General features: G+C 66.3%; 17 protein-coding genes, 2 tRNA genes and 1 pseudogene. 14 read left to right on the forward strand and 6 right to left on the reverse strand.

All coding sequences use genetic code 11. The features are described 5' to 3' along the window. Positions 1 to 277: 277 nt before the first annotated feature. From ACFOSH_RS07845 to ACFOSH_RS07870, 6 genes are all read left to right on the forward strand, one after another. Entirely contained in the window at positions 278 to 3,682 is a 3,405-nt protein-coding gene (locus ACFOSH_RS07845; RefSeq protein WP_378238038.1) for a S8 family peptidase, read from the forward strand. 236 nt (positions 3,683 to 3,918) lie between these two features. After that, on the forward strand, positions 3,919 to 4,962 hold the full coding sequence (locus ACFOSH_RS07850; protein WP_378238039.1) for a 3-isopropylmalate dehydrogenase: 1,044 nt from the start codon (positions 3,919 to 3,921) through the stop codon (positions 4,960 to 4,962). A 276-nt stretch (positions 4,963 to 5,238) separates the two neighbouring features. Then, entirely contained in the window at positions 5,239 to 6,867 is a 1,629-nt protein-coding gene (gene cimA, locus ACFOSH_RS07855; protein ID WP_378238040.1) for a citramalate synthase, read from the forward strand. 159 nt (positions 6,868 to 7,026) lie between these two features. Continuing rightward, a complete protein-coding gene (locus ACFOSH_RS07860; RefSeq protein ID WP_378238041.1) occupies positions 7,027 to 7,242 on the forward strand; it encodes a DUF397 domain-containing protein in 216 nt (71 codons plus the stop codon). A gap of 224 nt (positions 7,243 to 7,466) precedes the next feature. After that, positions 7,467 to 8,333 carry a helix-turn-helix domain-containing protein gene (locus ACFOSH_RS07865; protein WP_378238042.1) on the forward strand — a complete coding sequence of 289 codons (867 nt, stop codon included), beginning with the start codon at positions 7,467 to 7,469 and terminating at the stop codon, positions 8,331 to 8,333. A gap of 268 nt (positions 8,334 to 8,601) precedes the next feature. Next, positions 8,602 to 10,233 carry a toll/interleukin-1 receptor domain-containing protein gene (locus ACFOSH_RS07870; protein ID WP_378238043.1) on the forward strand — a complete coding sequence of 544 codons (1,632 nt, stop codon included), beginning with the start codon at positions 8,602 to 8,604 and terminating at the stop codon, positions 10,231 to 10,233. Here ACFOSH_RS07870 and ACFOSH_RS07875 read toward each other — a convergent pair. Both ACFOSH_RS07875 and ACFOSH_RS07880 read right to left on the reverse strand, forming a co-directional pair. Next, entirely contained in the window at positions 10,123 to 11,565 is a 1,443-nt protein-coding gene (locus ACFOSH_RS07875; protein ID WP_378238044.1) for a tetratricopeptide repeat protein, read from the reverse strand. The two genes, ACFOSH_RS07870 and ACFOSH_RS07875, sit on opposite strands and share 111 nt — an antisense overlap. Before the next feature lie 91 nt (positions 11,566 to 11,656). Further along, a pseudogene (locus tag ACFOSH_RS07880) lies at positions 11,657 to 12,274 on the reverse strand (AAA family ATPase); the annotation flags it as partial. A 154-nt stretch (positions 12,275 to 12,428) separates the two neighbouring features. Here ACFOSH_RS07880 and ACFOSH_RS07885 point away from each other — a divergent pair. Next, the gene (locus tag ACFOSH_RS07885; protein WP_378238045.1) at positions 12,429 to 13,202 is read left to right on the forward strand and encodes a fumarylacetoacetate hydrolase family protein; all 774 of its coding nucleotides are present in this window, start codon (positions 12,429 to 12,431) and stop codon (positions 13,200 to 13,202) included. Positions 13,203 to 13,271: 69 nt separating this feature from the next. On the opposite strand, the gene ACFOSH_RS07890 is transcribed toward ACFOSH_RS07885, so the two are convergent. Next, on the reverse strand, positions 13,272 to 14,510 hold the full coding sequence (locus tag ACFOSH_RS07890) for an FAD-dependent oxidoreductase (protein ID WP_378238046.1): 1,239 nt from the start codon (positions 14,508 to 14,510) through the stop codon (positions 13,272 to 13,274). A gap of 554 nt (positions 14,511 to 15,064) precedes the next feature. Between ACFOSH_RS07890 and ACFOSH_RS07895 the strand changes: the two genes are divergently transcribed. From ACFOSH_RS07895 to ACFOSH_RS07910, 4 genes are all read left to right on the forward strand, one after another. Continuing rightward, positions 15,065 to 15,799, forward strand: coding sequence for an HAD family hydrolase (locus ACFOSH_RS07895; protein WP_378238060.1), 735 nt, complete (start codon positions 15,065 to 15,067; stop codon positions 15,797 to 15,799). A 67-nt stretch (positions 15,800 to 15,866) separates the two neighbouring features. Continuing rightward, a tRNA-Gln gene (locus ACFOSH_RS07900) sits at positions 15,867 to 15,938 on the forward strand. 130 nt (positions 15,939 to 16,068) lie between these two features. Beyond that, positions 16,069 to 16,141: transfer RNA gene (locus tag ACFOSH_RS07905), tRNA-Glu, on the forward strand. Between the two features lie 416 nt (positions 16,142 to 16,557). Next, entirely contained in the window at positions 16,558 to 16,740 is a 183-nt protein-coding gene (locus ACFOSH_RS07910; protein ID WP_378238047.1) for a hypothetical protein, read from the forward strand. Between the two features lie 112 nt (positions 16,741 to 16,852). On the opposite strand, the gene ACFOSH_RS07915 is transcribed toward ACFOSH_RS07910, so the two are convergent. From ACFOSH_RS07915 to ACFOSH_RS07925, 3 genes are all read right to left on the reverse strand, one after another. Beyond that, complete coding sequence (locus tag ACFOSH_RS07915; protein WP_378238048.1) at positions 16,853 to 17,161, reverse strand: recombinase family protein; 309 nt, start codon at positions 17,159 to 17,161, stop codon at positions 16,853 to 16,855. A gap of 987 nt (positions 17,162 to 18,148) precedes the next feature. After that, complete coding sequence (locus ACFOSH_RS07920; RefSeq protein ID WP_378238050.1) at positions 18,149 to 19,591, reverse strand: amino acid permease; 1,443 nt, start codon at positions 19,589 to 19,591, stop codon at positions 18,149 to 18,151. Positions 19,592 to 19,882: 291 nt separating this feature from the next. Next, positions 19,883 to 20,308 (reverse strand): roadblock/LC7 domain-containing protein, encoded by a 426-nt coding sequence (locus tag ACFOSH_RS07925; RefSeq protein ID WP_378238051.1) that lies wholly within the window; start codon positions 20,306 to 20,308, stop codon positions 19,883 to 19,885. Between the two features lie 317 nt (positions 20,309 to 20,625). On the opposite strand from ACFOSH_RS07925, the gene ACFOSH_RS07930 reads away from it, so the two are divergent. From ACFOSH_RS07930 to ACFOSH_RS07940, 3 genes are all read left to right on the forward strand, one after another. Beyond that, positions 20,626 to 23,136 (forward strand): helix-turn-helix transcriptional regulator, encoded by a 2,511-nt coding sequence (locus tag ACFOSH_RS07930; RefSeq protein WP_378238052.1) that lies wholly within the window; start codon positions 20,626 to 20,628, stop codon positions 23,134 to 23,136. A gap of 159 nt (positions 23,137 to 23,295) precedes the next feature. Beyond that, positions 23,296 to 25,557, forward strand: coding sequence for a hypothetical protein (locus ACFOSH_RS07935; RefSeq protein WP_378238053.1), 2,262 nt, complete (start codon positions 23,296 to 23,298; stop codon positions 25,555 to 25,557). Positions 25,558 to 25,921: 364 nt separating this feature from the next. Next, a complete protein-coding gene (locus ACFOSH_RS07940) occupies positions 25,922 to 26,392 on the forward strand; it encodes a YbaB/EbfC family nucleoid-associated protein (RefSeq protein ID WP_378238055.1) in 471 nt (156 codons plus the stop codon). Positions 26,393 to 26,563: the final 171 nt, after the last annotated feature.

Raw genomic sequence — 26,563 nt, forward strand, 5'->3', positions numbered from 1 at the left:
GAAAGCCGCGTCCTCGGACGCGGCTTTCGTTATATGGCAACACGTTACCGGCGTTACAAGAATACTTTTCCCCGGTAGTCGCGGGGTTGCGAAGAGCAAGATTCAATAACGGTGAAAAATGCCTACTGAAGTCGGGCTGGTCCCCGGATAGGTTCTTCCGGCGAGGCCGAACCATCGCGCCGTCAAGGGCACGGCGCGGCGCCGGGGCTCACCGTCGGGGGTGTGTTCGAGCGGCAGGCAGGTTCCGAGTCTAGGCCTCGAGTGAGGGCACTTACTCATGAACAGATCCCGCGTACCCCGATGGGCCATCCGCTCGTCGGCCGCGGTCTTCGCCGCGTTGCTCGCGACGTCCATGACAGGGGCGACCGCAGCCGCACAGGACGTCCCCCTCGCGGACGGCATCACGCCGGCGAAGATCGACCGTAACGGCTTCCAGGGGAAGGTCGAGCCGAAGCTCAAGGCCGCCCAGGGGCAGATCACCGCGTTCGTCGAGCTGGCCAAGCAGCCCGCCGTCGACGCCTTCAACGTCGAGCAGAACAAGGGCGCGGGCAAGGAGAAAGCCAAGAAGGCGGCGAAGAACGCCAAGGCCGACGCCGCCGCGACGGTGAACTCCGTCGTCGGGCAGCTCAAGGCCGCGGACGCCCGGACCCAGCTGGTCACCCAGACCTCCAACGCGGTCGCCGGCGCGGTCGTCACGGCCGACGCGGCGAAGATCCGCGACCTGGCGAAGCGGCCGGACGTCGTCTCGGTCAAGACGGTCGTGCCGAAGACCCGCACGAACTCCAGCGCGGTACAGCTGACCAACACGCTCGCCTCCTGGCAGCAGACCGGCCGCTACGGCGACGGCATCCGCGTCGGCGTGATCGACGACGGCATCGACTACACCCACGCCGACTTCGGCGGTCCGGGCACGGTCGAGGCGTACAAGGCGATCAACCGCGACCAGGCCACCCCGGCCTTCCCGACCGACAAGGTCGTCGGCGGTATCGACCTGGTCGGCGACGCCTACGACTCGGGCAGCGCCGACCCGGCCCTCAAGACCCCGAAGCCGGACCCCAACCCGCTCGCCTGTGGCCACCACGGCACGCACGTCGCGGGCACGGTCGCCGGGTTCGGTGTGGACGAAGCGGGCAAGACGTTCACGGGCGACTACAAGAAGCTCAACAAGAAGAAGCTCGAAGCGATGCAGATCGGCCCGGGCACCGCGCCCAAGGCCCTGCTGTACGCGATCAAGGTCTTCGGCTGCGAGGGCTCGACCAACGTCACCTCGCAGGCGCTCGACTGGTCGCTCGACCCGGACGGTGACGGCGACTTCACCGACCACCTCGACGTGGTCAACCTGTCGCTGGGCGGCGACTTCGCCACCCCGGACGACCCGGACTCGCTGTTCGTGCGCAAGATCGCCGCGAACAACGTCGTCCCGGTGTTCTCCGCGGGCAACGGCGGCGACCTCAACGACGTCGGCGGCGCGCCGGGCAACACGCCCGAGGCACTGACCGTCGCCAGCAGCCGTGACGCGTCCGTCCTGCGCGACGCCGTCGAGGCCGTGGCCCCCGCCGGGGTCAAGGGCTCGAAGACCGGCCAGTTCAGCCAGAACTACGCGACCTACGACACGCTCGACGTCACCGCTCCGGTCGTCGCGCTGTCCGCCGCCAACGCGGCCGGTTGCCTCCCGTACTCCGACGCCGACAAGGCCAAGGTCGCGGGCAAGATCGCCTGGCTCGAATGGGACGACAACGACGCGACCCGCGCCTGCGGTTCGGGCGTCCGCTCGAACAACGCCCAGGCCGCCGGTGCCAAGGGCGCGCTGTTCTCGTCCACGCTGGAGCACTTCTCGGCGGGGATCGCGGGCAACGCGGCCACGCCGACGTTCCAGCTGACCGGCGGCGCGACCGCTTCGCTGCGCCCGGCGCTGACCGCGGGCACGCTGCAGGTCCGCATGACCGGCAAGGGCCGCGTGTCCGTGCCGACCTACGACCAGTCCATTGTGGATACCCCGAGCTCGTTCACCTCGCGTGGCGGGCGCGGACCGGCCGTCAAGCCGGACGTCGCGGCGCCCGGTGACTCGATCTCGTCGGCGCTGGCCGGCAGCGGAGCGGGCCGCCTGGTCATCTCCGGGACGTCGATGGCGGCTCCGCACACTTCGGGTATCACCGCCCTGATCCGTCAGGCGCACCCGGACTGGTCGGTCGAAGAGGTCAAGGCCTCGGTCATCAACACCGCCGGGCACGACATCCACGACGCTTCGGGCCGCACCTACGGTCCGCAGCGCGTCGGCAGCGGCCGGATCGACGCGAAGGCCGCGCTGGACAACCAGGTCCTGGCCTACGTCGTCGACAACCCCGGCTCCGTGACGGTCAACTTCGGCGTCGTCGAAGCGGGCGGTCCGGTCACCCTGACCAAGACGGTCAAGGTGGTCAACAAGGGCATCAAGCCGGTCGAGTACTCGGTGGGCTACGAAGCCGTGAACGCGCTCCCCGGTGTCGAGTACACAGTGGACAAGCCGACGGTGAAGCTGAGCCCGCGCGGTGTCGCGCTGGTGAAGGTGACCTTGAAGATCGCCGACCCCAAGGCGCTCCGCAAGGTCATGGACCCGACCATGGCGGCGGCGCAGGTCGGGCTCGCCCGGCAGTTCGTGGCGGACGCCTCCGGCCGGATCGCGTTCACCCCGAAGAGCGGCACGACGGTTCCGCTGCGGCTTTCGGTGTACTCCGCGCCGAAGCCCGTCTCGTCCATCAACACCCCGGGCAACGTCAACTTCGGCGCCGGCCAGAACCAGGCCGTGCTGAACCTGACCGGCAAGGGCGTGGACCAGGGCACCGGTGCGCAGCGCTACCGCTCGCTGATCAGCGTGCTCGAGCTGCAGGCGGAGTCCCCGCAGTTGCCCGAGTGCGACGGCGGCGTCACCACCGACTGCACGCTGAACCAGACAGCCAAGGGTGCCGACCTGCGCTACATCGGCGCGGCGTCCACGGCTCCGCTGGCCAAGGCGCAGGGTGAGCCGGAGAACGCGCTGCTGGCCTTCGGTCTCACCACCTGGAGCGACCTGGCCAACCTGGGCAGCAACACCTCGCCGTTCGTCGACATCGACACCACGGGCGACGGGCAGCCGGACTTCGAGACCTATGTCACCAAGGTGACGGCCACCGACGTCCTCGTGGCGGTCACCGTGGCACTGAAGCCGGGCTTCCCGCAGGTGGACATCCAGCCGGTCAACGGCCAGCTCGGCGACGTCGACACGAACGTGTTCGACACCAACGTCGTCGTCCTGCCGGTGAGCATCGCCGCGCTGGGCATCGACCCGAACGCCGCGTCGCACAAGATCAGCTACACGGTCGGGACCTCCGGGTTCTACGCGGCACCGGGTGCGGGCTCGTCGACGATCGACTACGTCGGCACGCCGCTCGCGTTCGACGCGCTGGCTCCCGCGTACTCGGTCCAGGGCGGCGGCGACTCCGCGCTGGGCTACGTCGCGAAGCCGGGCACGGCGCTGGTGGTCAACCGCAACCCGGCGGCCCAGGACACCGTCCTCGGCCTGCTGGCGATCGATCACCACAACGCCTCGGGCAACCGGGCGAACGTGGTGAAGATCCAGACGAACGCGGGGAACGGCAACGCGGGCGTCGACCGGCCGGGCAACGGCGGGCGGCACACCGGCCGTCAGCCGATCGGTGTGGGCTGACGCGATAGTGCGATAGCTCGAGTTCGATGAGGTGAGGGACGCCCTGGCGGCATGCTTTCCGCCAGGGCGTCCCTTCTTTTATTCACTCTTTCGGCTGTCTCGCTCTGTGGGAGGCTCCGGCATAAGGGTGGTGCGGCTACGGCTACCGGGCTACAGCCGGTAACCTTCCGCTGCTGGCGTTTTCTTGCGGATGGGCCATCCGGACTGCCGGTGGCCTGGTCTACGGAGGTGTGTGGATGCGGCTCGCGGTGATCCCAGGAGACGGGATCGGGCCCGAAGTGGTCGCCGAGGCGCTCAAGGTGCTCGGTGAGGTCGTTCCGACGGCGGAGACCACGAACTACGACCTCGGCGCCGCCCGGTGGCACTCCACCGGTGAGCTGCTGCCGGAGTCGGTACTCGGTGAACTCCGTCAGCACGATGCGATTTTGCTGGGCGCGGTGGGCGACCCGACGGTGCCGAGCGGCATTCTGGAGCGCGGCCTGCTGCTGCGTCTCCGGTTCGAGCTCGACCACCATGTGAACCTGCGCCCCGCCCGGTTGTACCCGGGGGTGCGCGGCCCGCTCGCCGACTCGAGCGAGATCGACATGGTCGTCGTGCGTGAGGGCACCGAAGGCCCCTACGCCGGCAACGGTGGCTTGCTGCGCAAGGACACCGAGCACGAGATCGCGACGGAGGTCAGCGTCAACACGGCGTTCGGCGTCCGGCGTGTGGTGACCGACGCGTTCAACCGCGCCGAGGCGCGGCCGCGCAAGCACCTGACGCTCCTGCACAAGACGAACGTGCTGGAGTACGCGGGTTCGCTGTGGTCGCGGATCGTCGAAGAGGTCTCGCTGGAGCACCCGGAGGTGACCGTCGCCTACTCCCACGTGGACGCGGCGATGATCCACCTGGTGACCGACCCGTCCCGGTTCGACGTCGTGGTGACCGACAACCTGTTCGGCGACATCGTCACCGACCTCTCGGCGGCGGTGACCGGCGGCATCGGGCTGGCGGCGAGCGGGAACCTCGACATCACCCGGCGGAACCCGAGCATGTTCGAGCCGGTGCACGGCAGCGCGCCGGACATCGCGGGCCAGGGTCTCGCCGACCCGACCGCCGCGGTGCTGTCGGTTTCGCTGCTGCTGGACCACTTGGGACAGAAGGAATCGGCGCGGCGGATCGAGGCGTCGGTCGCCTTCGATCTCGCGACGCGCGATCAGGCGTCGCCCGGTGCGACGCACGCGATCGGTGACCGGCTGGCGGCCCTCGTGTCGTCGAACGTGCGCCCGGTCACGCAATAGTACCTGTGCAATGAAGGGGCCTTTCATAGCAAATTTTGCTATGAAAGGCCCCTTCATTGCAGCCAAGCCTCCCAGAAGGTGGGAACTCTCGCCCGGCCTGTGGACGCCCGGTGGAGCGTGTGCCATGATGCGTTCGTGACCTCCTGCACCATCATTATCGCCGAGCGCGCCGGATAACAGCTCCACAAGAGCCCCCGGCGCGCAACCTCTCGCACCCATGCGGGAGGTTTTTTTGTTGCCTGAACCAGCTTTGCCTCCCTCCACAAGGAGATTCCCGTGACTCGCAAGGAGCCCGCCGATACACCGCTCGGCGATGCTTTCCACCTGTACGACACGACGTTGCGCGACGGCGCGCAGCGCGAGGGAATCTCCTACTCCGTCACGGACAAACTGGCGGTTGCGAGGCTGCTCGACGATCTCGGGGTCGGGTTCATCGAAGGCGGATGGCCGGGCGCGCTGCCCAAGGACACGGAATTCTTCGCCCGCGCCGCTTCGGGCGAACTGAAACTGGACCACGCCGCGCTCGTGGCCTTCGGCGCGACGCGGAAGGCAGGCGCCAAGGCGGAGCAGGACAAGCAGGTGCGGGCCCTGCTCGATTCCCAGGCGCCGGTGGTCACACTGGTGGCCAAATCGGACCTTCGCCACATCGAACGCGCGCTGCGGGTCGACGTCGACGAAGCGTGCGAGATGGTGCGCGACACCGTCTCGTTCCTCGTCGGCGAAGGACGCCGCGTCTTCCTTGACGCGGAACACTTTTTCGATGGCTACGCGTTCTCCCCGGACACCGCACTGAAGGTGCTCGACGCGGGGATGAACGCGGGTGCGGACGTCGCCGTGCTGTGCGACACGAACGGCGGTCAACTGCCGCTCGGCCTCGCGGAGACCGTCCGCGAGGTCAAGGAAAGGACCGGATTCCGGCTCGGGATCCATTGTCAGGACGACACTTCCTGCGCGGTGGCGAACTCCGTCGCCGCCGTGCAGGCCGGCGTGACGCACGTCCAGTGCACCGCCAATGGTTACGGCGAACGGGCGGGTAACGCCGATCTGTTCGCCGTGACGGGAAATCTGGTGACCAAGCTCGGGATGGAGGTCCTCCCGACCGGAGGTGCCGCCGAGCTCACCCGGGTCTCCCATGCTCTTGCCGAAATCGCCAACCTCGCCCCCTACACCCACCAGGCTTACGTAGGGGCGTCGGCTTTCGCTCACAAGGCGGGACTGCACGCGAGCGCGATCAAGGTGGATCCGTTGCTGTACAACCACATCGATCCAGCTTCTGTCGGCAATGACATGCGGGTACTGGTCACCGAGATGGCCGGCAGGGCCAGCCTGGAGCTCAAGGGACGTGAGCTCGGGGTCGACCTTGCCGGCCAGCCCGAGGCGCTGACGAGCGCCGTGCGCAAAGTGAAGAAACTCGAATCCGAAGGCTGGTCCTTCGAAGCCGCGGACGCCTCACTGGAGCTGCTGCTGCGGCGGGAGGTCGACGGCCCGCAGAGCGACGTCCTCGACGAGCCGCCGTTCGAACTCGAGTCGTACCGGGTCGTCCTCGACCACCGGTCCGACGGCGAGGTCGTCTCGGAAGCGACGGTGAAGGTGCACGTCGCCGGGCAGCGCGTGATCGCGACCGCCGAGGGCAACGGCCCGGTGCACGCGCTCGACGCCGCGCTGCGCGAGGCGCTCAGCCCGCACCTGTCCTGGTTGGACAGTGTCGAGCTGGCCGACTACAAGGTGCGGATCCTGCCCGGCCATCCGGGCACCGACGCCGTTACGCGCGTGCTCGTCGAGACCAGCGACGGTGAACGGGAATGGACCACCGTCGGCGTGCACGGCAACATCGTCGAAGCGAGCTGGCTCGCGCTGTGCGACGCGCTCGTGCACAAGTCCCTCAGCGAAGGCGGGAATCCCTGACGCAGCAGGTCATCGAACGGCGACGGTAGGTGAAAATCCGCCTGTCGGCGGTGTTTGGCGATCACGCTCCGCCGCTGACCTGAACGATGGCCTGCAAGGGGACAGGTGTCGTCTCGCCTGCGACCGGTCGAGCGTGCCTGCCGAGGATCGGGGGCACATGTGGCGTTGCGAGATGACCGGCTGCCGGAGGAAACCGATTTCACGCGGCTGACCTGGGTCAAAAGTTCGCATAGCGACAACAAAGAGGATGAGTGCGTTGAGGTTTCCTCTGTGCTGGACGTGATCTACGTTCGCGATTCGAAGGCTCCGGACGCGATTCTGACTTTTCCGCATGCGTCCTGGATGGCTTTCATCGAAAGTTCCTTGCGCCACTGAGATCGAGAGTTTCGTGATCAAGCCCTGCCGGAACCCGGCAGGACTTGATCTTTATTTGACCACGCCATATGCATTTATCTAGATAGTTGCATGCGATATGGCATAGTGCCGCCTCCCCTAATGAAAGGTGTCCGAATGCAGCAGTCCATATGACGTCTGTCACACTGGATGCTATCGTTCTGCTATCTGGCAGACCGACACCCATCAGAGGAGGAAATCGGATCATGACAAGGGCTCAATCTCCGGCGAGCAGCCAGCGGCGCCTACTGGCGGCTGTGCGGGAGGCCCGAGAGACCTTGAAGCTCACGCAGAAGGAGGTCGCCGAGGCGCTCGATTGGTCGGTTTCCAAGCTCATCCGCATCGAGAACGGCTCGGTGGGGTTGTCGACCACCGATTTGAAGGCACTGCTGCTCCAGTACGGGATCACTGATCGAGATCGGGTCGAATTCTACGTGCAGCTGTCCAAGGCGGGAAAGCAGCCGGCCTGGTGGGACGAGTACCGGCGGCACTACCGCTCGGAATTCGTCAAGTTCCTCGGTTTGGAGGCGTCGGCCGTTCTCGTCCGTCAGTTCCAGCTTCTGCTGGTGCCCGGCTTGCTCCAGGTGCCCGCCTACAGCCGTGCGGTGATGACGAAGTTCACCACGGACGAGGAACGAGTCGAGCGGGGCCTCACCGCTCGCGCGACCCGGCAGCATCGGCTGGACGATCTCGAACTGCAGCATTTCTTCGTGATCGACGAGTCCGTGCTGTACCGGCGGGTCACCGAAATCGACGGCTGGCGTGCGCAATTGCTGCGCCTGAAGACGGTCGCGGAGCAGCCGAACGCGACCATTCAGATCTTGCCGTTCAAGGCGGGCTTCCTGCCCGGTATGCGTAGCTCGTTCCAGGTCCTGGAGCTTTCCGAGGAGCTGGACGACCTTTTCCTGACCGTCGAGCAGCCGGATGGGGACGTCTACTACGACGACGCCGCGGGAGCCGACAAAGCGGCCGAGTTCGTCAAGATCTTCTACCAGCTCGAAGAGGCCGCGCTGCCGCCCGAGGAAACCCCGCGGGTGATCGACAAGGCACTGGCAGGGCTGGAGGAAGAATGAGATAGCCCGACGTGAAAGGGCGGCTTCTGCTGGCACAGAAGCCGCCCGCGTGGCAATACCCACAGGACTCACCGTGTCGCGAGGCATGGGCGTACTGCCGAATCGCCAGCATACGACCTCATCGCCTCCAGAGGCTGCCCCCGTATCGGTGGCCGTTGGTGTTCACCTGTCCGAGCGGACGGGCGAACAGCGCGGCGACCGCCGGAGGGCGGCGAATGGCCTTGTCCGCCGAAGCGGCAGGACGTCGTTTCGTGCCTGGAGGATCCAAATGAGGGTCTTTATCAGCTATGCCCACGACATCGAGGGCAGGAAGGTCGCTCAAGCGCTGGCCGAAGCCCTGCGAAGGCGCGGGGTCGAGGTTGTCTGGGACCGGGACCTCCCGGAAGGGAATCCGGCGTCCCTGCCGGAATGGATCGTCGGCTCCGTGCTGAACCATCCGGTGCTCTGCGTGTTGTCACCCGACTACGTGCTGCGGTTCGGCGCTTGCGACGGTACGGCCACTCGCAAGGGTGTCCTGTTCGAAAGCCGTGTCGTGCAGAGACGGATCTACGACCACACCGACTCCGGGGGATGTCCCGTGATCCCGGTCGCCGATCCCGGTTTCTCCGCCGACCTCGCTCCGGCCCTGCTGAAGAATCTGGTGATCTCACGGTTCGACGCGGAAAGCGAGGACGGCCTCGACCAGATCGTCCGCCGTCTGCTCGCGCTGGGCACGATGCCCGCGCCGGTGCGGACGACGACCGCGCCGGAGCCGGTCGACGCGAACGTGGCGCTCCTGCGTGCCCTCGAGGCGGCATCGCCCTCAGCGGCCTCAAGCCCCGGCCTGGTGCACGAGTGGCTCGGCATCGTGCCCGAATCGAGTCGTGACGAACTCTTCCGAGCACTGCCCGCCGTGGAACGGATCGTCAAGGCCGCGGGAAGCGTGGAGTTGATGCTGCGGGTGACCGGGTGCTGCTTCCGCGCCCTGCCGGATGAGATGACGACGATCGAAGACCGGAAGATCCGGGCGTGGCTGTTGCTCCGGTGCCAGGCTTGGCACCAGCACCGGATGCACGAGCTGACCGCCGCGCTGTCCACTGTGGAGGAAGGAATCCGGCTGGCCAGGGCCTGCAATGACGGCTGGATGGTCGCCTTCGGCAAACGGCTGCTCGCGATCCTGCACTGCGGGCTCGCCGAGGATTCGCGGCCGGACGCGCGCAGGCATCATCTGGACCAAGCGGTCGAGTGCGCCAAGGACGCGAGCGCGAGGTTTTACGCGTTCGATCCCGCCGGTGGTGAGTACGGCGCGTGCCGCAACGTCCTCGCCGGTATCTGGTTCGCCCGGTATCGCCTGGAACGACGGCGCTCCGCGCTGAACCGGGCGAACAGGCTGGCCGGTGAAGCGGTCGGCTACCTTCCTCCGGATCGGGCCCGCGAATACCACGAACTGCTCGTCCTGCGGGTTCGGATCTGCATCGCCCGCGGCGAACTGCCCAAGGCCAGGGAACTGGTGGACAAGGCGCTCATGTCGCTGGCGGGGCATGTCAACGATGGCGCTTCCTACGCCGAACTCCTCGGATCGGCACATCTGGCGAGAGCGGAACTGAGGCTGAAGGAAAGCGGACGTGACGCGCTCGCCAACGCGGAGAAGGACATCAGCCTGGCGCTGGGGTTCTTCGACGACATCTCACTGCCTTACTCCTCCGCGACCTGCCAGTGGCTGCTGGCCAAACTGGCGCCGGGCGTGGCCGGCGTCGAACGCGCCGACGTCAGGATCTGTGAGCGCTTGTTCGCCGATCCCCGGGTGCGGCTACGCGGCCTGGAGGAGCGGAGCCGCCGGATCGGTGAGTACGTCGGCGGCCGGTGGACCCGGCGCGCGGAATGGAAGGAGATCGCCCGCAAACTGCGCAGCCAAGACTGATCGGGCCAGCTGGAAAGGCAGCCCGGCGAGCCGGCCCCGGATACGCTCGGCGTCGGGGAGACGGTACTGGGCGACGTAGAGCTCGTAGGTCCGCTTGAAGTACTGCGCCGCTTCGTCAAGCCGGCCATGGGAGAACTGCGCTTCCGCGAGGTGCTCGGACACTTCCGCGGCGAAGAACACATTGTCCTGTCCCAGACTGAGCTCCAGCGCCTGGAGATACGAACGCTCCGCCTCCTGGGGATGACCGGCGTCGCGGGCGATGGAGCCGAGATTGTCGAGGGTGACCGCCATACCGCTGCCGTTGTCATGTCTTTCGTGCAGGGAAAGAGCGATGGTCGCGTACTGGTGGGCCCGGTCGTGGTCGCCCAGGTCCGCGTAGTGGCGCGCGACCGCGTTCAGCGCGTGCGCTTCGCCGACCTGGTTTCCGGCCCGGCGATACAGATCGAGCGCCCGCTCGGCGTGCCGCAGACTGTTCTCGCGATCCACGCGACGTGCGTGGACCCGGGCGAGGTCATGATGAGTATGTGCCTGTTCCTCATCCCCGGCTGCCGCGGCCAGCGCACGAGACAGCCACTTCAGTGCCTCGTCGAGCTCACTCGCCCGGGTGCAGGCCCGGCCCAGTTGCCGCTGCGCGAGAACGCTCATGACGGGAGATCCGAGGTGCTCCGCGGCGTCGACCCCGAGTCGTGAGGTCTCGACGTTGTCGTGGATGAGCCCTTGCCGGTGCTGGTAGGTGTCGAGGACGCGGGCGAACCACCACACTCGCGTCGGCAGGTCTTCCGCCGCGGCGAGTCGCTGCATGGCGAGCAGTGTGTGGTGTTCGGCGGCGAACCAGGCCAAGGCAGCCGTCTCCCCGGCGAACTCAAGGGCTTTCACCCCGATTTCGGGTGCGGGAGGGGCGGGTCTGCTTCGGTGCGGGTACAACGAGCGGTCGGCGTGCAACGCGGTGTGGAGGTAGAAATCCACCATGCGCCGCCTGGCCGAGACGAGTTCGGCCGTGGGGTCGAGTCGTTCCGCGAGTTCGCCCGCGTAGCGGTGCACGAGGTCGTGCAGCCGATAGCGCTTCGGCGAATGTTGGCGCAGAAGGCTTTTGAGATCCAGGGAGCGCAGGAGGGCGGTCGTGCGCGAGGTGCCCAGTGCGAGCAGGCTCGCCACGGCCGCCTCGTCGAACTCGGGCAAGGGGAGCAGACCGAGCAGCCGGAAGCCGCCGGCCTCGTCGATTCCCAGGCCGCGATACGACCAGGAAAGGACGGTCCGCAGATCGGCCGAGCCGTCGCCGGCGTCGAAGGTGTCCAGGTGGCCGCTGGAGCCCCGCAGTTCGTCGGCCGTCACGGACCAGCGGCAGGCCGGGCCTGCTCGCCGCGCGCGCGGCGAGCAGCGAGACCGCCAGTGGCAGACCCGCCGAGTAGGCCAGTAGGACGTCCGCGGCTTCGGGTTCGTCCAGGACCCTGCCCTTGCCGACCTGGTGGGCCAGCAGGTCGCGGGCCGCCCTCTTCGACAGCGCGTCGAGCCGGAGCGACGTCGCGCCGCGAAGCCGGAGGCCTGCCATGTTCGTCCTGCTGGTCACCAGGAGAGCGCAGGAATGACTGCCGGGCAGCAGCGGCGCCACCTGGGTGAGGTCCGCCGCGTTGTCGAGCACGATGAGCGTCCGCTTCCCGGCCAGCACACTGCGGTAGAGCGCCGCGGCTGATCGCTCGTCCGCGGGAAGCGCGGCGGGCGCCACCCCGAAGGCGCCGAGAAAGGAGTGCAGCACCGACACCGTCGACGGCGAATCGGACGGCCGGTCGAAGCCACCCAGATCGGTGTAGAGCTGGCCGTCGGGGAACCGGTCGAGGTGCTGGTGTGCCCAGTGCAGCGCGAGTGTCGTCTTCCCCACACCGCCAGGCCCCTCGACGACCACCACGGACGCCGGGTCGGCTCGCAGGTTCAGCGTCTCGGTCAGGACGGCGGTTTCTTCCTCGCGGCCGACCAGCCAGGGCGGCGGGAAAGGCAGCTGGCGCGGGACGACCACCGGATCCGGGGGATACGCGTCGGCATTCATCTCGCGGCCTTCGCCTCGCCCACCGTGTATCGGCCTGACTTTCGATGGTCGCGCTTGCGTGGTTGGGCGCACAGCACCTGGACGGGTGCACTTCGGTGGCTTTCGGTGTATCCGCGCTGAGGTGGCCGTGATCGGCACACGTAGGGTGGACGGCGTGCGCCTAGCCCGAATTGCTCATCCTGGTGGTGTCGCGTTCGCTTCGATCGAAGGGGACGGCGACGACGCCCAGGTACTGGAAATCGCCGAGCACCCCTTCGGCAAGAACCCCAACTTCACCGGCAAACGCTGGCCGCTGGCCGATGTCCGGCTGCTCGCGCCGATCCTGCCGTCGAAGGTGATCGCGGTCGGCCGGAACTACGCCAAGCACGCGGCCGAGTTCGGCAACGAGGTCCCCACGGACCCGATGCTGTTCCTCAAGCCGTCGACCACGGTGGTCGGCCCCAACGTGCCCATCCGGCGTCCTCGCGGCGTCGGCCGGGTGGACTTCGAGGGTGAGCTGGCGATCGTCATCGGCCAGCCGGTCAAGAACGTGCCCGCCGCCCGTGCGGCCGCCGCGATCCTCGGCTACACCGTCGCGAACGACGTCAGCGCGCGTGACCTGCAGAAGTCCGACGGCCAGTGGGGCCGGGCGAAGGGTTTCGACACCTTCTGCCCGCTGGGTCCGTGGATCGAGACCTCGCTCGACGCGGCCGACCTGGCGCTCAAGTCCGAGGTGGACGGTGTGCTCAAGCAGGACGGCCGGACGTCGGACCTGGTGCACAAGATCCCCGAGCTGGTCGAGTTCGTGTCCGGCGTGATGACCCTGCTGCCCGGCGACGTCATCCTGACCGGCACGCCCGAGGGCGTCGGCCCGATCGAAGACGGCCAGTCGGTCTCGATCACCATCGAAGGCATCGGCACCCTGACCAACCCGGTCCAGGACGTCTGACCCAAGTGTCATGAAAGGGTCGTTCAGGACAAAAAACGTCCTGAACGACCCTTTCATGACATCCGGACGTTAGCCGTCCGCGGGCTCCATAGCCCGCCGGGCGAAGGCCGGGGCGTGCTCGGGCCGCAGCCCCAGCCCCAGCAGCCGCGCGGGGAAGTAGGACAGCACGGGGAAGCGGCTGAACAGCTTCACCATCGCCTGCGGCGGGCCGTTGCGCTTGCCCTCCATGACCGGCCGCATGATGTTCTTGTGCAACAGTCGTTGCAGCCCCTGCACCAGCATCGTGGGCGCGAGACGGCGTTTGCGGACCTTCGCCAGGTCCGTCGCGGCCGGCCTGCCCCGGCGCAGCGGCTCGGCGAGCAGGGTGGCGGCCGCGACCGCGTCCTGCACCGCGAGGTTGATGCCGACCCCGCCGACCGGTGACATCGCGTGTGCCGCGTCACCGATGCACAGCAGCCCGTCGAGATGCCACTTCCGCAGCAGGTTCATTTTGACGTCGAGGAACTTGACGTCGTCCGTCGTCTTCAGCTCGTCCACGCGATCGGCGAACTCGGGGCAGACTTCGGCCACGTTCTCCCGGAACCATTCGATGCCCTTGGTCCGCAGGTCGTCGCCCTTCGGGCCGAGGTAGGCGACCTGGAAGTAGCCCTTCCGCGGCAGCGGCACGGCGAACCGGCGATTCCGCATCTTCGGCGTCAGCCTGCCCTCGAGCTCGCCGTCCTGCCGCGAGATCCGGAACCACCACGCGTCGAACGGGGTGTCGTACTCCTTCGGGATCAGCCCGGCCTCGCGCCGGGCCAGTGACCAACGGCCGTCGGCGGCGATCACCAGGTCGGCGCGTAGTTCGCCGGTGTCGCCTTCGGCGGTGCGGTAGCGGACCCCGCTCACGCGGCCCTGCTCCATGATCAGCCCGGTCATCTCGGTGCTCCGCCGCAGCGTGAACGTGGGCTCCTTCCCGCCGGCGTCGGCGAGGAGGTCCAGGAAGTCCCACTGCGGGACCATCGCGATGTAGGGATGCGCCACCTTCAGCCGGGTCAAGTCGGCCAGGCGCATCATCGTGCCGTCCTCGGCGGGGAAGCCGGCGTAGGAGATCTCGCTGTGCGGCAGGCTGAGGAGTTTTTCACCGAGGCCCAGCTCGTCGAGCAACGTCAACGTCGACGGGTGCACGGTGTCGCCGCGGAAGTCCCGAAGGAAGTCCTTGTGCTTCTCCAGCACCGTGACCTCGACTCCGGCCCTGGCCAGCAGCAACCCGGCGACCATGCCGGCGGGTCCACCGCCGACGACCACGCAGTTCGTGCGCTCGTTCATCCGTTCCCACCCCTTCGGAACACTTATTCATCACCTGTTGAATAAACTCAGCATGCACCTGCCCGGCCGGCGCGTCAAGCGCCATCCGGGCGCATGCGCCGTTCGGGTCATGGCCGGTCTCGCCGGTTCGCCGTGCCCTTCGCGGGAGCCGAGGCGACCGTCCAAAAAGGACCTGATTTGGGCGGGACGGTCCTCGAAGGACAGCGATCGCGGAAGCGCCCTTGTGGACGGTCCGGCACCCAAGCCGGACAGGGAAATCCGTTGCCATCACAGGGCGTGCGCGCTCCGAATCGGATCGGCCGCCGGGTCTTGACATTTCACCCGGCCGCCCGTGTTGGCCGTTGCCCGGTAACTAAAACACGTCATCTCACCAACTGGGAGTAGAGTGCCCGCGCCGGAACAGAGCAGCCTTTATCACCTCATCGGCAGAGTCGCGATCGCGCTGCGTGCCCTAGCCTCACTTGGTGGATTTCGCTCTCGTGCCCCGGACCTCGTCACGAACCACGCCGGACGCTCCGGATGGAGCCCCTTGGGAGCCCCCGGAGTTGCGGTTGGTGTGTCTCGACATCGATGACACCCTGATCGACTGCACGGCCGCGATCCGGCTCAGCCTGCGCGCCCTCACCGGCCAGAACGACCTTTGGCCGCTGTGGGATCTCATCACCGAAGAACATGTCGCGCTGGTGGTCGCGGGTGAAATCGATTACACGACCATGCATCACAAGCGTACTGAATGCTTCCTGGCGGAGATCGGCATTCTCGCCGACGAAGAGCAGGTCAACGGCTTCGAAAGACGCCGTCGTGAAATCCTCACCCGTTCGTGGCAATTGTTCGAAGATGTCCTTCCGTGCCTGGAATGGCTACGGGCCGCCGGTGTCCTCGTCGCGGCCGTCACGAACGCCTCGGGCACGCATCAGCGCAAGAAGATCGCCGATCTCGGCCTCGCCCGGTTCTTCGATCACGTGGCCATCGCCGGTGAACTCGGAGTAGCCAAACCGGACCCGGCGATGTTCCACTCCGTCTGCCTCGGCCTCGGCTGCGACCCGGCGCAGGCCGTCCACGTCGGCGACAAACTCGACACTGACGCCATCGGGGCCCGCGACGCAGGCCTGGGCGCCGTCTGGCTCGATCGGGACGGCATCGCCGAGCGCGCCCCGGCGGGCGTGCACACGATCTCCGGCCTCGACGAGCTGCCTGAGCTGCTCGTTTCCGAGTTCGCGAAGCTCGGTGTCCCGGCCCAGCGCGCCACGGAGACCCCCGCTTTCACGGTGCGGAACAGCGTGCTCTAGTATTTCCTCTCGTGCGGTGCTGAGCCGGTCAAGATCGGCAGTGTTGGTTTACTGACCAGCACCTCACTGGGGTATGGTGTAATTGGCAGCACGACTGGTTCTGGTCCAGTTAGTCTAGGTTCGAGTCCTGGTACCCCAGCTGGAGAACTCTCCGGAGTGAAACACAGAGTGACCCCCCTGTTAAGGTGGGAAACCCGGTCTGGTAAGTTTCTCCACAGCAACACAGCAGGTGAACAACTGAAAATCTCCTCTCAGAGGAGAAGATCCTAGCCCCCGTCGTCTAGCGGCCTAGGACGCCGGCCTCTCACGCCGGTAGCGTGGGTTCGAATCCCATCGGGGGTACGCGCAGCTTCTACCCAAGAAGTCTCGACCGAAGCGGTCGGGACTTTTTGCATTTCGGTGGAAGTCATCGCGTCGCTGATCCTTTCTGCGGCTACAGCTGTTTCCGGTACCTGATCGACCGGCAGTTTGATGGTAATGGTCACGTGGTTTCCCACGCCATGCACCTTCACACTGAGCTGGGTGATTTCGAAGAGTTGACGAAGCAGCGCCTGAGGCGCCTTGGCCAAGTTGAGCTGAAGATGCGGAAGTGCTTCGAGACAGGTCAGGTCTGACGACGTGGCCTTCGCTGGCTGCTTCTTGTCTTCCGCGTCGAGGTGGGCGATCGCCGCCAAGGCGGTCGTCTTGTCGTCTTCGAGCTTGTTGTAGTTCTGGCGAAGTGCCTTGGCGAAGGGGTCGTCGGGGGTACCGTCTTGCGCTTGCCGCAGAACAGAGTCCTGCCGCCGGGTCACTTCGGCCAGTTGGCGTTGGACGCGCTCTCGCTCGGCTCGACGCTCTTGAGCGGCGCTGTCGTCCACTGTGGCCAGATCAGCTTCGATGATGCCCCGTCGTGCGGGGCTGAAGAGGCGGTCGGCGTAGAAAGCCGAAACTGCTTCAAGTAGCTCGTCTTCGCGGATCCGGATCGCCGAGGGAAGCCCGGCGTGCGGTCCGGCGTCGCCGCGGTTGTTCTTGCCCGGCCAGTACAGGTAGTAGAAAAGCCGGTTGTGTTTTGTGTCACCGGCCATGCGTCTTCCGCAGCTGTGGAAGACCATGCCGCGGAAGACGTACGTCCGTTCTGTACTCGGGTTTGTGCTGGGCACGTCGTCGGCCCGAGACCCCCGCCTGCCTGTCCGACGGCTGGTGAGTTCGTCGAACATCCACTTGGGGGATCAGCGGTTCGTGAATCGGTTTCGGAGACCACGCCCACTTGAACGGCTCATTGACCTTGCCTCGTTTGGACGTGGTCGCGCGGCGGTTGAAGACCTGGTAGCCCGTGTACTTGGGGTTCTTCAGTACGTCGACTACGGAGCCGTACGGTGGCATGCCGATGTTCCAGCCGTCTCGGACGTGGGCACAGAGCCCGCCCCAGGACTACTCGAGGGTGTTGAGGACCTCGTACTCGGCGATGGACTGGTTGATGCGCCGCTGGAGGACGCGCTGGGCGCGGCTGCCGGAGAGGGTGATCGATTCATTCGATGCGAACAGTGGGACGTCCGCCCGTTCGAGCTCCCGCTCGACGGACAGGCCCTCGAAGGCAGATGACTACGTCGAATGTCCGGGTGCGACGCGGAGCCTCCACGAGAAGGTCGGCGATTCCGCCTGCACGAGGGACAGGGATGTCGAAGCGCTCGTAGTTCGCCCTCGCCCGCGGTCGCCGAGTTCCGTACGGCCGGACTCGACGTCGTAGAAGTGCGCGACGATGACCCAAGACTCGGGTATCGCCGACTTGCAGTTGGCCAGCTGGCGCAGCATCGATTGGCGTGGGTCTTGCAGGTCCTCAGTGGACGTTCGCCCCAGAAACGCGACGCGTACTTCGTCACGGAGCGTCCGGGAGCTGGAGGATTGCCTGTCTCTTGCTCGAAGGTGGTCATGTCGATGTTTCGTCCTCGGGGGTCGCCGAGGCCGGGTTGATACACGGCCCAATGGAGCAACTCGCCGATCACGGCGTTGAGCCGTCTCGGTCCGGCGCGCTGGGGTGTGCCGCTGTCCGCGATCGCGGACAGCCGAGCGCGAATCGAGTCGCGGACGCCAGTCAGCCGGCTGATCGGCCTCGTAGCGCATCTGCTCGCACCTTCTTCGGGAATGTTGGCAGGTCGGCCCTATCGGCTGCAGCGGCTGCTCGCCGGAACCCGGTGATGGAGAACCAGATCCGCGACATCAGCGGCAACCTGGTGTTCTGCGCGGACAGGTCGGGCCGATCGTCACCGGGTCACCTCGACGCCGAGGCTGGACGGCGCAAAAGCGTCTTCCCTCGGATGAAGAGGCGAGGGGGAGCTTTCCCCGCAAGGATGCGGGGAAAGCTCCCTTTCGCTACTCCGAGTCCATGCCCACCTCGGCGAGCTGCTTTCGCTTGCGTCGGCTGGCGAACCAGCCCATGACGAGGGCCGTCGCGATGATCGGCAAGCACAGCAGGGTCACGCGGCCCGCACCTTCGTCGAGCCACATGAGGACGAGCACCGACGCCAAGAAGGCGAGGGTGACGTACTGCGTTACCGGCGTCCACGGCAGCCGGTAACCCGGCCGCTCGACCAGGCCCGCCTTCGAGCGCTTCACGAATACCAAGTGACAGATGACGATCAATCCCCACGTGGCGACGATCGCGACCGCCGAGAAGTTGAGGATGATCTCGAACGCGCTCGCCGGCACCAAATAGTTCAGACCGACGCCGAGCACACAGACAGCGCCGGTGAGCAGGATGCCGCCATAGGGCACTTGGCTCTTGTTCATCACACCGGTGAATCCAGGCGCGGAACCGGTCTTCGCCATCGAACGCAGGATACGGCCGGTGGCGTAGAGACCCGAGTTCAGGCTGGACAGCGCCGCGGTGAGCACGACCAGGTTCATCACGTCGCCGGCGGCGGGGACACCGATGCTGGACAGAACCGTGACGAACGGGCTCTCGCCGGCACGGTACTTGTCCGACGGCAGCAGCATGGAAAGCAGCACGACCGAGCCGACATAGAACACGCCGATTCGCCACATGATCGAGTTGATCGCCTTCGGCATCACCTTCGCAGGCTCGGCCGTCTCGCCTGCGGTGACACCGACGAGTTCCACTGCGGCGTAAGCGAACACGACACCCTGCATGACCAGGACCAGTGGCAGGAGACCGTGGGGCATGATGCCGCCGCCGTCCGCGATCAGCTGCGGCCCTGGCGTGTGCCCGTCGACCGGCGTACCGGTGACCAGCAGGAAGATCGCGATCGCCATGAACAGCACCACGGCACCGACCTTGATGATGGCGAACCAGAACTCCATCTCACCGAAGACCTTCACCGAAACGAGGTTCAGGGTCAGCACGACGGCCAGCATGATCAGTGCCAGAATCCACTGGGGGATGCTGGAGAACATCGCCCAGTAGTGCGCATAGATCGCGATCGCGGTGATGTCGGCGATGCCGGTCGTCGCCCAGTTCAGGAAATACATCCAGCCGGCGACAAAGGCACCTTTCTCGCCCAGGAACTCTCGCGCATAGGAGACGAACGCACCTGATGACGGGCGGTGCAATACCAACTCGCCTAGTGCGCGAACCACGAAGAAGGCGAATACGCCGCAAATGGCGTAGATGATCGCGAGCGCTGGGCCCGCCGAGTTCAGCCTGCCGCCCGCGCCGAGGAACAGGCCGGTGCCGATCGCGCCACCGATCGCCATCATGCTGATATGCCGTGGCTTCAGGGACTTGCTGTAGCCTTCGTCGCCGGCGTCGTGCGCCGAAGCGTCAGTGGCTAATCCCTCTTTTCCTGAAATTCGCATCAGGGTTTCAGCCTCTTGTCCTGTGATAACGGACGGCTCGGTCCCCCACTGATCATCGAAGGCGCCAAGCCGGCGAGCTTGTCAGTGGGCCCGCGAGGGGAACTGTGATGCCAGGCGAAGCCAGGGTCAATGCCACAGGTGCTCAGTCTGAACTTCTGGACAACAGGGCGGGTTTCCAGGGGAAATACTTGAGCTGCTTTTGAGTTCGACTTAAGGAAGGCTTGAGGTTGCCATTGTGAGCCAGGTCGCATTTGCGTACGGTGAAGTCTGTAAAGGGCCGCCTTAGTTTTTTTACATTCCCTTAAGGATTCCTTCGGTGGCAGGCCGCGGTGCCAGATTCAATACGCGCTCGACGATGTCTCCCAGCTGTGTCATCTCGTACGCGATCGAGCCGATGTCTTGCTCGCAGTCGGCCAGCACCGCGAGGTGTGCGCCGCTTTGAAGCGGCATCAGCACCATCGTGCCGCCGGTCATCTGGACGACAGTTTCCCGGACCGGTCCCGCTTCGAAGCAGCGTGCGGCGCCTGCGGTCAACCTGGCGAGACCGCCGGAGATGGCGGCCAGTCGCTCGGCCCTGTCCACGGGAAGCCTGTCCGAGGCGGCGATGAGCAGGCCGTCGGCGGAAGCCACGATGCCGTGTTCGACCCCGATGACCCGCTGCGCGAATTCCTGGATGCGCCGAGCGCATTCGAGCGACGACGAACTGGTGTGGTGCACTTCTGCCTCCGCGATCCCGGTGTACTCTCCATGGCTCTGTTCCGCTACCGGGAGAAGATCGTTACGCGATCGGTCTTTTCTGCCATCCGGTGTGCCCGGCCTGACCGTGAACCGGCACTCGCGACCTGAGTCCGCCATCCGAGGTAGCGCTAATCCTCCCTGATAGCACGCGCGAGGCGAGGTTTCAGTCAGGCCGGTGCGTTCGTCCAACATCTCTGCCCGAAGTGTCCGGGAGAGGTATCGATAAAGAATTCGTTGAGTCGCGCTTGTTCAGATGAGTCATATTGCAGGGAAGCCGAGGTCGGAAGGACTGCGACATGGCACGACAACGTGGCGGACTGGTAGGACGTAAAGCGGAACTCGCGGCCATCGTCGAGGACCGTAGTGCTACCGGTCCGATCGTGGTGTCCGGTCTGCCGGGCAGCGGCAAGTCGGTTCTGCTGGAAGAGGTGCGCCGGACGCTGCGCGAGAGCGGGGCTCCGGTGCTCAGTGTGTCTCTGGAGGCCGAGCGACCCGAGTGGGACCTGTTCGGCTTCCGGCCGGTGCTCGCCGCGATCCGTGAGCAGTACGAGCAGTTCGAAACCGACACCAGGCTGCCGGAGTCCCTGGAGCGCGTGAGCGGTTCGTGCACTAAAGAAGCGTATGCCGATCCTTGGTCGCGCTTCTGCCTGCTCCATGCCATGAGCACTTTGTTCACCCGGCTCGAAACCACCGCGCCGGTGACAGTCGTACTCGACGGGGTCGATCACCTTGAGGATCCCGCGCTCGCCTTGGCGCCGATGCACCGCGCCGGCCACCGGATCATCGCGTCGTGCCGTACGCCGCGGACTGGTCAGCCGGACCTGTTCCACGCGGAACAGCGCCGCGTGATCGAACTGGGCCCGCTCTCCTCGGACGAAGCCGCGGCCCTCTTGCGGCGCGCGACGGGCGCGCGGGTCGCGCCTGCCGTGGAGCTGGCGGTTCAGCGGGCACTCGGACCGCTGTGGGGCCATCCAGCGGCGATGCTTTCGACGGTGAATGAACTGCTTCGCAGCGAAAGACTCGAGAACATCGACGGACTGGTCCACCTGCGCGAGGGCAAAGCCCCCATCGCCACGCCGGACGGCCACCCCTTCTCCGAGTTGATCGAGAGTTTCGGGGAGATCGGCAAGCGTGTGGTACTGCTCGCGGCGACTCCTCCCGGATTTCTCCTGGAGGAGGTCCCGCATCTCGATGGCGCCGACCAGGCGGGCAAGGCCGCGGGCCGGGCGGTGGACGCGCTGATCCAGGCCGGGCTGCTCGATCGCGATCCGGAGGGGCGGATCCGGTGCCGGGTGCCCGGGGTCGGGGCAGCGATGGCCGACGGTGGGCTGGACGCTCAACGGCTGCACCGCGCCGTCGCCGAAGGCTTGCTGAACAGTGGCAAGGTGACCGGGCCGCACGGGCAGGCACTTGCCAGGCATATCGCAGCCGCTGGAAGCGAGATGCCGCCTTGCGCGGACTACGTCGGCCTGCTGCGGTCGTCGGAGTGTGCCCTCCCCGCTGATTCCGCCGAGCGGACCGTCCACCTCCACGCGATCTGGCGACATACCGGCCTTGCCACGGACCGGGCCGGACGTCAAACCGAACTCTTCCGTCACTTGGTCCGCACGGCGGACTACACGACGCTGGACACGTTCACCCACGAGGCGCTGGCCGGCGCACCGGCAGCGGGGGAGCGCGCCGAACTCGCGGTGGCGGCGGTCTTGTCCGCCGTGCATCTCGGCAACCCGGTTTCCGAACACGTGAGAGACAAGCTGGTGGGTGACGAAGCGACGCTGGAGTTCGCCGACCGCTGGTTCGCGGGCCACCTGATCACGCCGGAGGACGTGGAGTTGTCGCTGCTGCCGGTTTGGCGCCAGGTCAGCTTCGCCGCGCCCTCGCCGGGCCGGCGACGCAAGCTACCCGACCACGGACTCGTCGAAGCCTGCGTCGTCCGCGACCTCGTGCCCGTTTTCCGCGCGGTGCTGGGACGGGACTATCGGAGCCCGGAGTCCGGGCCGATGGCCGCTCACCACCGCGTGCGGACCGCCCACGCGGAGGGGCTCTGGGCGGAGGCCCTGGACGCGGCGAACGAACTCGAAGCGTACGGATCGGTGGACGAGTTGGTTCGCGAGCATGCCAGGCTGCTCGCCGCGGAGGTGTGCGGGAGGCGGAATGAAGCCCGCCGTGGAGCCGGCTGGCTGGCCAAGGTGCCCGAGAACGGCCGCCTTCCCCTTTTCCGCGCCTGGGTCGAGATCGGCGTACCTCAAGAAGCAGGAGACGACCGCGAGGTGGTCGAGCTCGGTCGGCTCGCTCTCCGAGCTCACCGCGATTCCGACGATGAGATGGGTGCCGCGCGCCTGTTCCTCCGGCTCGCCTGCTCCGCCCGCCGCATGGGCGAGTCCGTCCGGCACGACGAGATCGTCGATGCCGCGGAAAAGTGGTTCGCTCGCAAGGGATCCCCGCATTCCTCCGAGATACTCGCCCTGGTGCGCGCGCAGGTGAACGGCGATGAGGCGGGAACCCCCTCCACTGAACGGGTGCTGGTGGAACTCGGCCGTACCCCCGCCGACCTCGGCCCGGAGACCGACAGGGGTATGGCCGCGGGCAAGCCTGGCCGCCGTGAACAGCTGTCGGAGACCGAGATCGGGATTCTCGATCTGGTGCGCGCCGGACGGACCAACAGGCAGATCGCCCGCGTTGTCAGGATCAGCGAGAAAACGGTCGAGAAACACTTGACGAAACTGTTCGTCAAAGCGGGGTGCCGCACCAGGTACGGCTTGGCGATGTCAAATCTGGGACGGCGATCAGATGCCATCGGCGCCTGAGGGAGCCGGGTGCCGGTGGAAGCGGCTGCCGGCCGAGGAATCTCGTGGCTGTTCACCGAAGTCCGTGACGACCTCTCCGAGTCTTGATCTCGAAAGGTGAATCCGATGCAGGTCCTCAAGATGCCACGCCTCGGCCGACGTAGGTCGCAAACAGCTTGTGTGCGTATCGGAGCCGTACTCGTCGTGCACGGTGCAGGGGGAGTAACGGCACGGGCCCGGGAACTCGCCTCGTCGGTTCCGATCGATCAGGAGCACGTCGTCGTCGTGGTGGACCAGCTCGACGCCGGCGCCTCCTCGATCGCGGACGCGGTCGGGACGATCCTCCGAGAGGAGGTGCGGCCTCTTCGCCTGATCCCCTCGGAGGCAGCCGGGGAGATCACCCTCGCCACCGCGCAGAAACTCGCGGATCGCATCGGCCGGGCGGTGAGCTACCCCGACGGAGTGACACTCACGTGTGTGTCCAGCCTGTGCTTCCTGCCCCCTTTCGAAACCAATGGCTGGGTCAGCTGCGGGCCGGGCAGGGAACCGATGCGCCTGGGCAGGCGATTCCCCCCGCCCGAGTGGGAAGCGCCCGTCACCACCGACACTCAGCGAGCAGGCCGGTCGACGGTGGTCGAGCCACTTCCCGCCGGAATCTGGTTGCGTCCCGACGGTCCACAGCGGTGGCTGGAGGCCGATCGCGCGAGGCTGACCAGATGGCTCAGCGTGAATCCTCGGGAACTGACGGCAGTGCTCGGCGGACACGGTGTGCCTCCACTCGCGTTGGATGACGTCGTCAAGTGGTGGGCCGTGGTGCCGCCGGAAATCCGTTCCAGGACCCGCTTTCTGAGCTTCGGGGATGTTCCGGTCCCGTCGTACACCACGATCGGGCAGGCATTGGCGGACGCCCTCGGCGAGGAGATCGTGCTGTACGGCGGGATCCCGGTGGGAGTGCCGGCGGCACCCGAGTTCTTCACACTGCGCGAGGACGGGTCACACAGCCTTCGTACTTTCGCCGAGCAAATCGCCTTCTCTCCGCGACGAGGCTCGGCCAAGGCCGCCGCTCCACAGATCCGCCGAGGACGCTTGCCCTTCGAAGGACTGACCGAGGTCGGCCCCGGGGTGTACGGGTTTGAAGGGAATTCGGTCGTCGAGGTCGTTCAGGCGGGGCTGTGGCTCCGCACCACTCGCGAGCCAGGGCGGGCAACAGAGGTCAGGACGATGCCGTGCGACCCCAAAGCCTTCCTGATCTTCCACGACCCTGCCGAGGACGGGCACGAAGCGCTCGTCGCGAACTTGCTCGACCAGCTGGACAGCACGGTTCGTGCCGGCGCGAAGCCGTTCCCCGTTCCGTCGGCACCTGAATCGAAGCCGTCCGACCTCCCGTTCGCGGCTGATCTCACCGCTCCCTTGACTCCGCTGCCGCGGCTTTCCCAGCTCATGCGACGGCATTTGGCGGAGACGAAGATCCCGGAACCCTCGGTGGCTCCGGCTTCGGGAACTCCCTATCTCCCGGTGGAAATCGGGGACCGCGAAGAGCCGGCGCAGGCGGATGTGGAACCCGTTTCGCAGCCACAGCTCGAGGCGGAGCCTCGGCCTGAAACAGAGGTGCCGCTCGAACCGGAACCCGGGCCCGGGGTTCTGGCCGTCCAATCCTCACCGCGACAGGAACTACGTGCCTGGCCACTCGAACCGGGGTTCACTCCCGATAGGGAACTCGTGCGAGTGGGCCGGGAGGAAACCTTCGACGTGTTGTCGGAACAGATCGTGGAGACTTGGCGTCGCTTTTCGCCGAATCGAACGATGTCGGATGCCGGGCTGACCGAGGCCGTGGCCGCCGGGCTGTATCTCGCCGGTGACGATCCCGACATCGACGCGGGTCTGCGCGCGGGCACGGAGGGGCCGCACGTGGAGTTCGGCCGAACCGTGGCGGCTGGGTTGCAGAAACTGCCGTTGCACCGCAACGTCGCGGCGACGGTCGTGAGCCCGGTGCCGGAGTTGTGGGAGTTGCTCCGCGGCTGCACTGTGCTGCGGGAATGGGGCTTTCTCAATCTGTTCACGGTTCCGGGCGACGTCGAGGCGGGTTCCACGGACTTGGTCGTCTGGTCGTCGACGGGGCGGCTGACGGCGTTGATCGAGCCGAAGGAGGACGGCTTGTCGAATCGGGTGGTCTTCCTGCCCGGCACCGTCTTCAAGGTGCTCGAGGTGGTCGAGCCACAGGAGAAGGGGCGAGGACGCATCCTGATGCGTGAACTGATGGCATCGGAACTCGGTCAGGACGCCGGCGCCAAGGCTCGGGACGATCTGATCCGGTCGTCGCTGCGGCGGTTCACGCACCGCTCAGGCGGTGTGGAGCCACGGCGAACGTCTGGAGGCAGGACCGCGGCTCCGGGCCGGATACCCGGGATCGCGGACGCGCCGAGTCGTGAGAACGAACTTTGACCGCCCAAGGCCCCTTTGCCCGATGGGGCATCGAGAGGGGCACCTCATGGGAGAAGGCCAGGACCACTCCTCGACCAGATACGCCGAGGCGGGTTCACCGCAGCGATCGTCTGGACGGTGGGCGGAGACCGCCTCGGGTGGCGTGCTACGTGGACGGAGGGCGAGTGACCCGCGTTCATGAGCGGCTCTCGGAGCCCGATTCCAGAGGACGCAAGGGCAGGATGATTCGACGAATGATCGTCATCCTTCTGGTCTGGTTGGGCGCGAGGGCCTTGTTTGAGATTCTGCCAGATGGGGCGTGGTGCTCGGGCGCCCTGCTGCACGCCTCGCCGTCGCATGTGTTATTCGCGTAAGGAGAGTTGAAATGCCCGCAGAGAACCGGTTCGACCTCGACATGGGGATCGAGGAAGCCCTGGCCGCGCTGGAACGGCAACGCGAGAAGATCGGGAAGCTCGGCGAGCACTGGCGCGATACGCGTACGACGGTCCGGGCGAAGGATCAATCCTTGTCGATGACCTTCAACGGTCGGGGTGAAATCGACGAATTGGTGTTCAATGAAGCGAAGTATCGCAAGCTCGCCCCGGCGCAGCTTGCCAAAGCCATTGTCGAAACCCTTCATAGTGGCCGAGCCGAGAGCGTAGCGAAGACATCGGAACTGATGGGCACGGGAAGTGTTTCTGGTATCGATTTCCAGGAACTGGCTTCGGGAAAGGTGGACCCGATGGAGTTACTGGAGTCGTTGATTTCGCCGATGTTGAAACAGTTTGGTGGGCTGGAAGAGATTTCTTCCGGGCTGGCCAAGGGGCGCCGTGACGGGAGTGTCAACGATGGCTGAGAAGTTTCGGTTGGATGCTGATGGTGTGGGGCGTGTGATGGATGGTTTGGGGTCGGTTAATGGTGAGTTGAGGGATGCGTTGGTGGCGTTGAATGGGGTTCTTGATCAGTATGAGGGGTGTTGGGGTGATGATGAGATCGGGAAGCAGTTCGAGAAGGGTTATAAGGCTGA

Source organism: Amycolatopsis speibonae, from assembly GCF_042647925.1.
Taxonomy (GTDB): Bacteria; Actinomycetota; Actinomycetes; order Mycobacteriales; family Pseudonocardiaceae; genus Amycolatopsis; species Amycolatopsis speibonae.

Excerpts from the sequence above, each read along its gene's own strand:
- ACFOSH_RS07845 (WP_378238038.1), top strand. The coding sequence starts at position 278 with ATGAACAGATCCCGCGTACCCCGATGGGCCATCCGCTCGTCGGCCGCG.
- ACFOSH_RS07850 (WP_378238039.1), top strand. The coding sequence starts at position 3,919 with ATGCGGCTCGCGGTGATCCCAGGAGACGGGATCGGGCCCGAAGTGGTC.
- ACFOSH_RS07865 (WP_378238042.1), top strand. The coding sequence starts at position 7,467 with ATGACAAGGGCTCAATCTCCGGCGAGCAGCCAGCGGCGCCTACTGGCG.
- ACFOSH_RS07870 (WP_378238043.1), top strand. The coding sequence starts at position 8,602 with ATGAGGGTCTTTATCAGCTATGCCCACGACATCGAGGGCAGGAAGGTC.
- ACFOSH_RS07890 (WP_378238046.1), bottom strand. The coding sequence starts at position 14,510 with ATGAACGAGCGCACGAACTGCGTGGTCGTCGGCGGTGGACCCGCCGGC.
- ACFOSH_RS07915 (WP_378238048.1), bottom strand. The coding sequence starts at position 17,161 with ATGCCACCGTACGGCTCCGTAGTCGACGTACTGAAGAACCCCAAGTAC.
- ACFOSH_RS07920 (WP_378238050.1), bottom strand. The coding sequence starts at position 19,591 with ATGCGAATTTCAGGAAAAGAGGGATTAGCCACTGACGCTTCGGCGCAC.
- ACFOSH_RS07930 (WP_378238052.1), top strand. The coding sequence starts at position 20,626 with ATGGCACGACAACGTGGCGGACTGGTAGGACGTAAAGCGGAACTCGCG.
- ACFOSH_RS07940 (WP_378238055.1), top strand. The coding sequence starts at position 25,922 with ATGCCCGCAGAGAACCGGTTCGACCTCGACATGGGGATCGAGGAAGCC.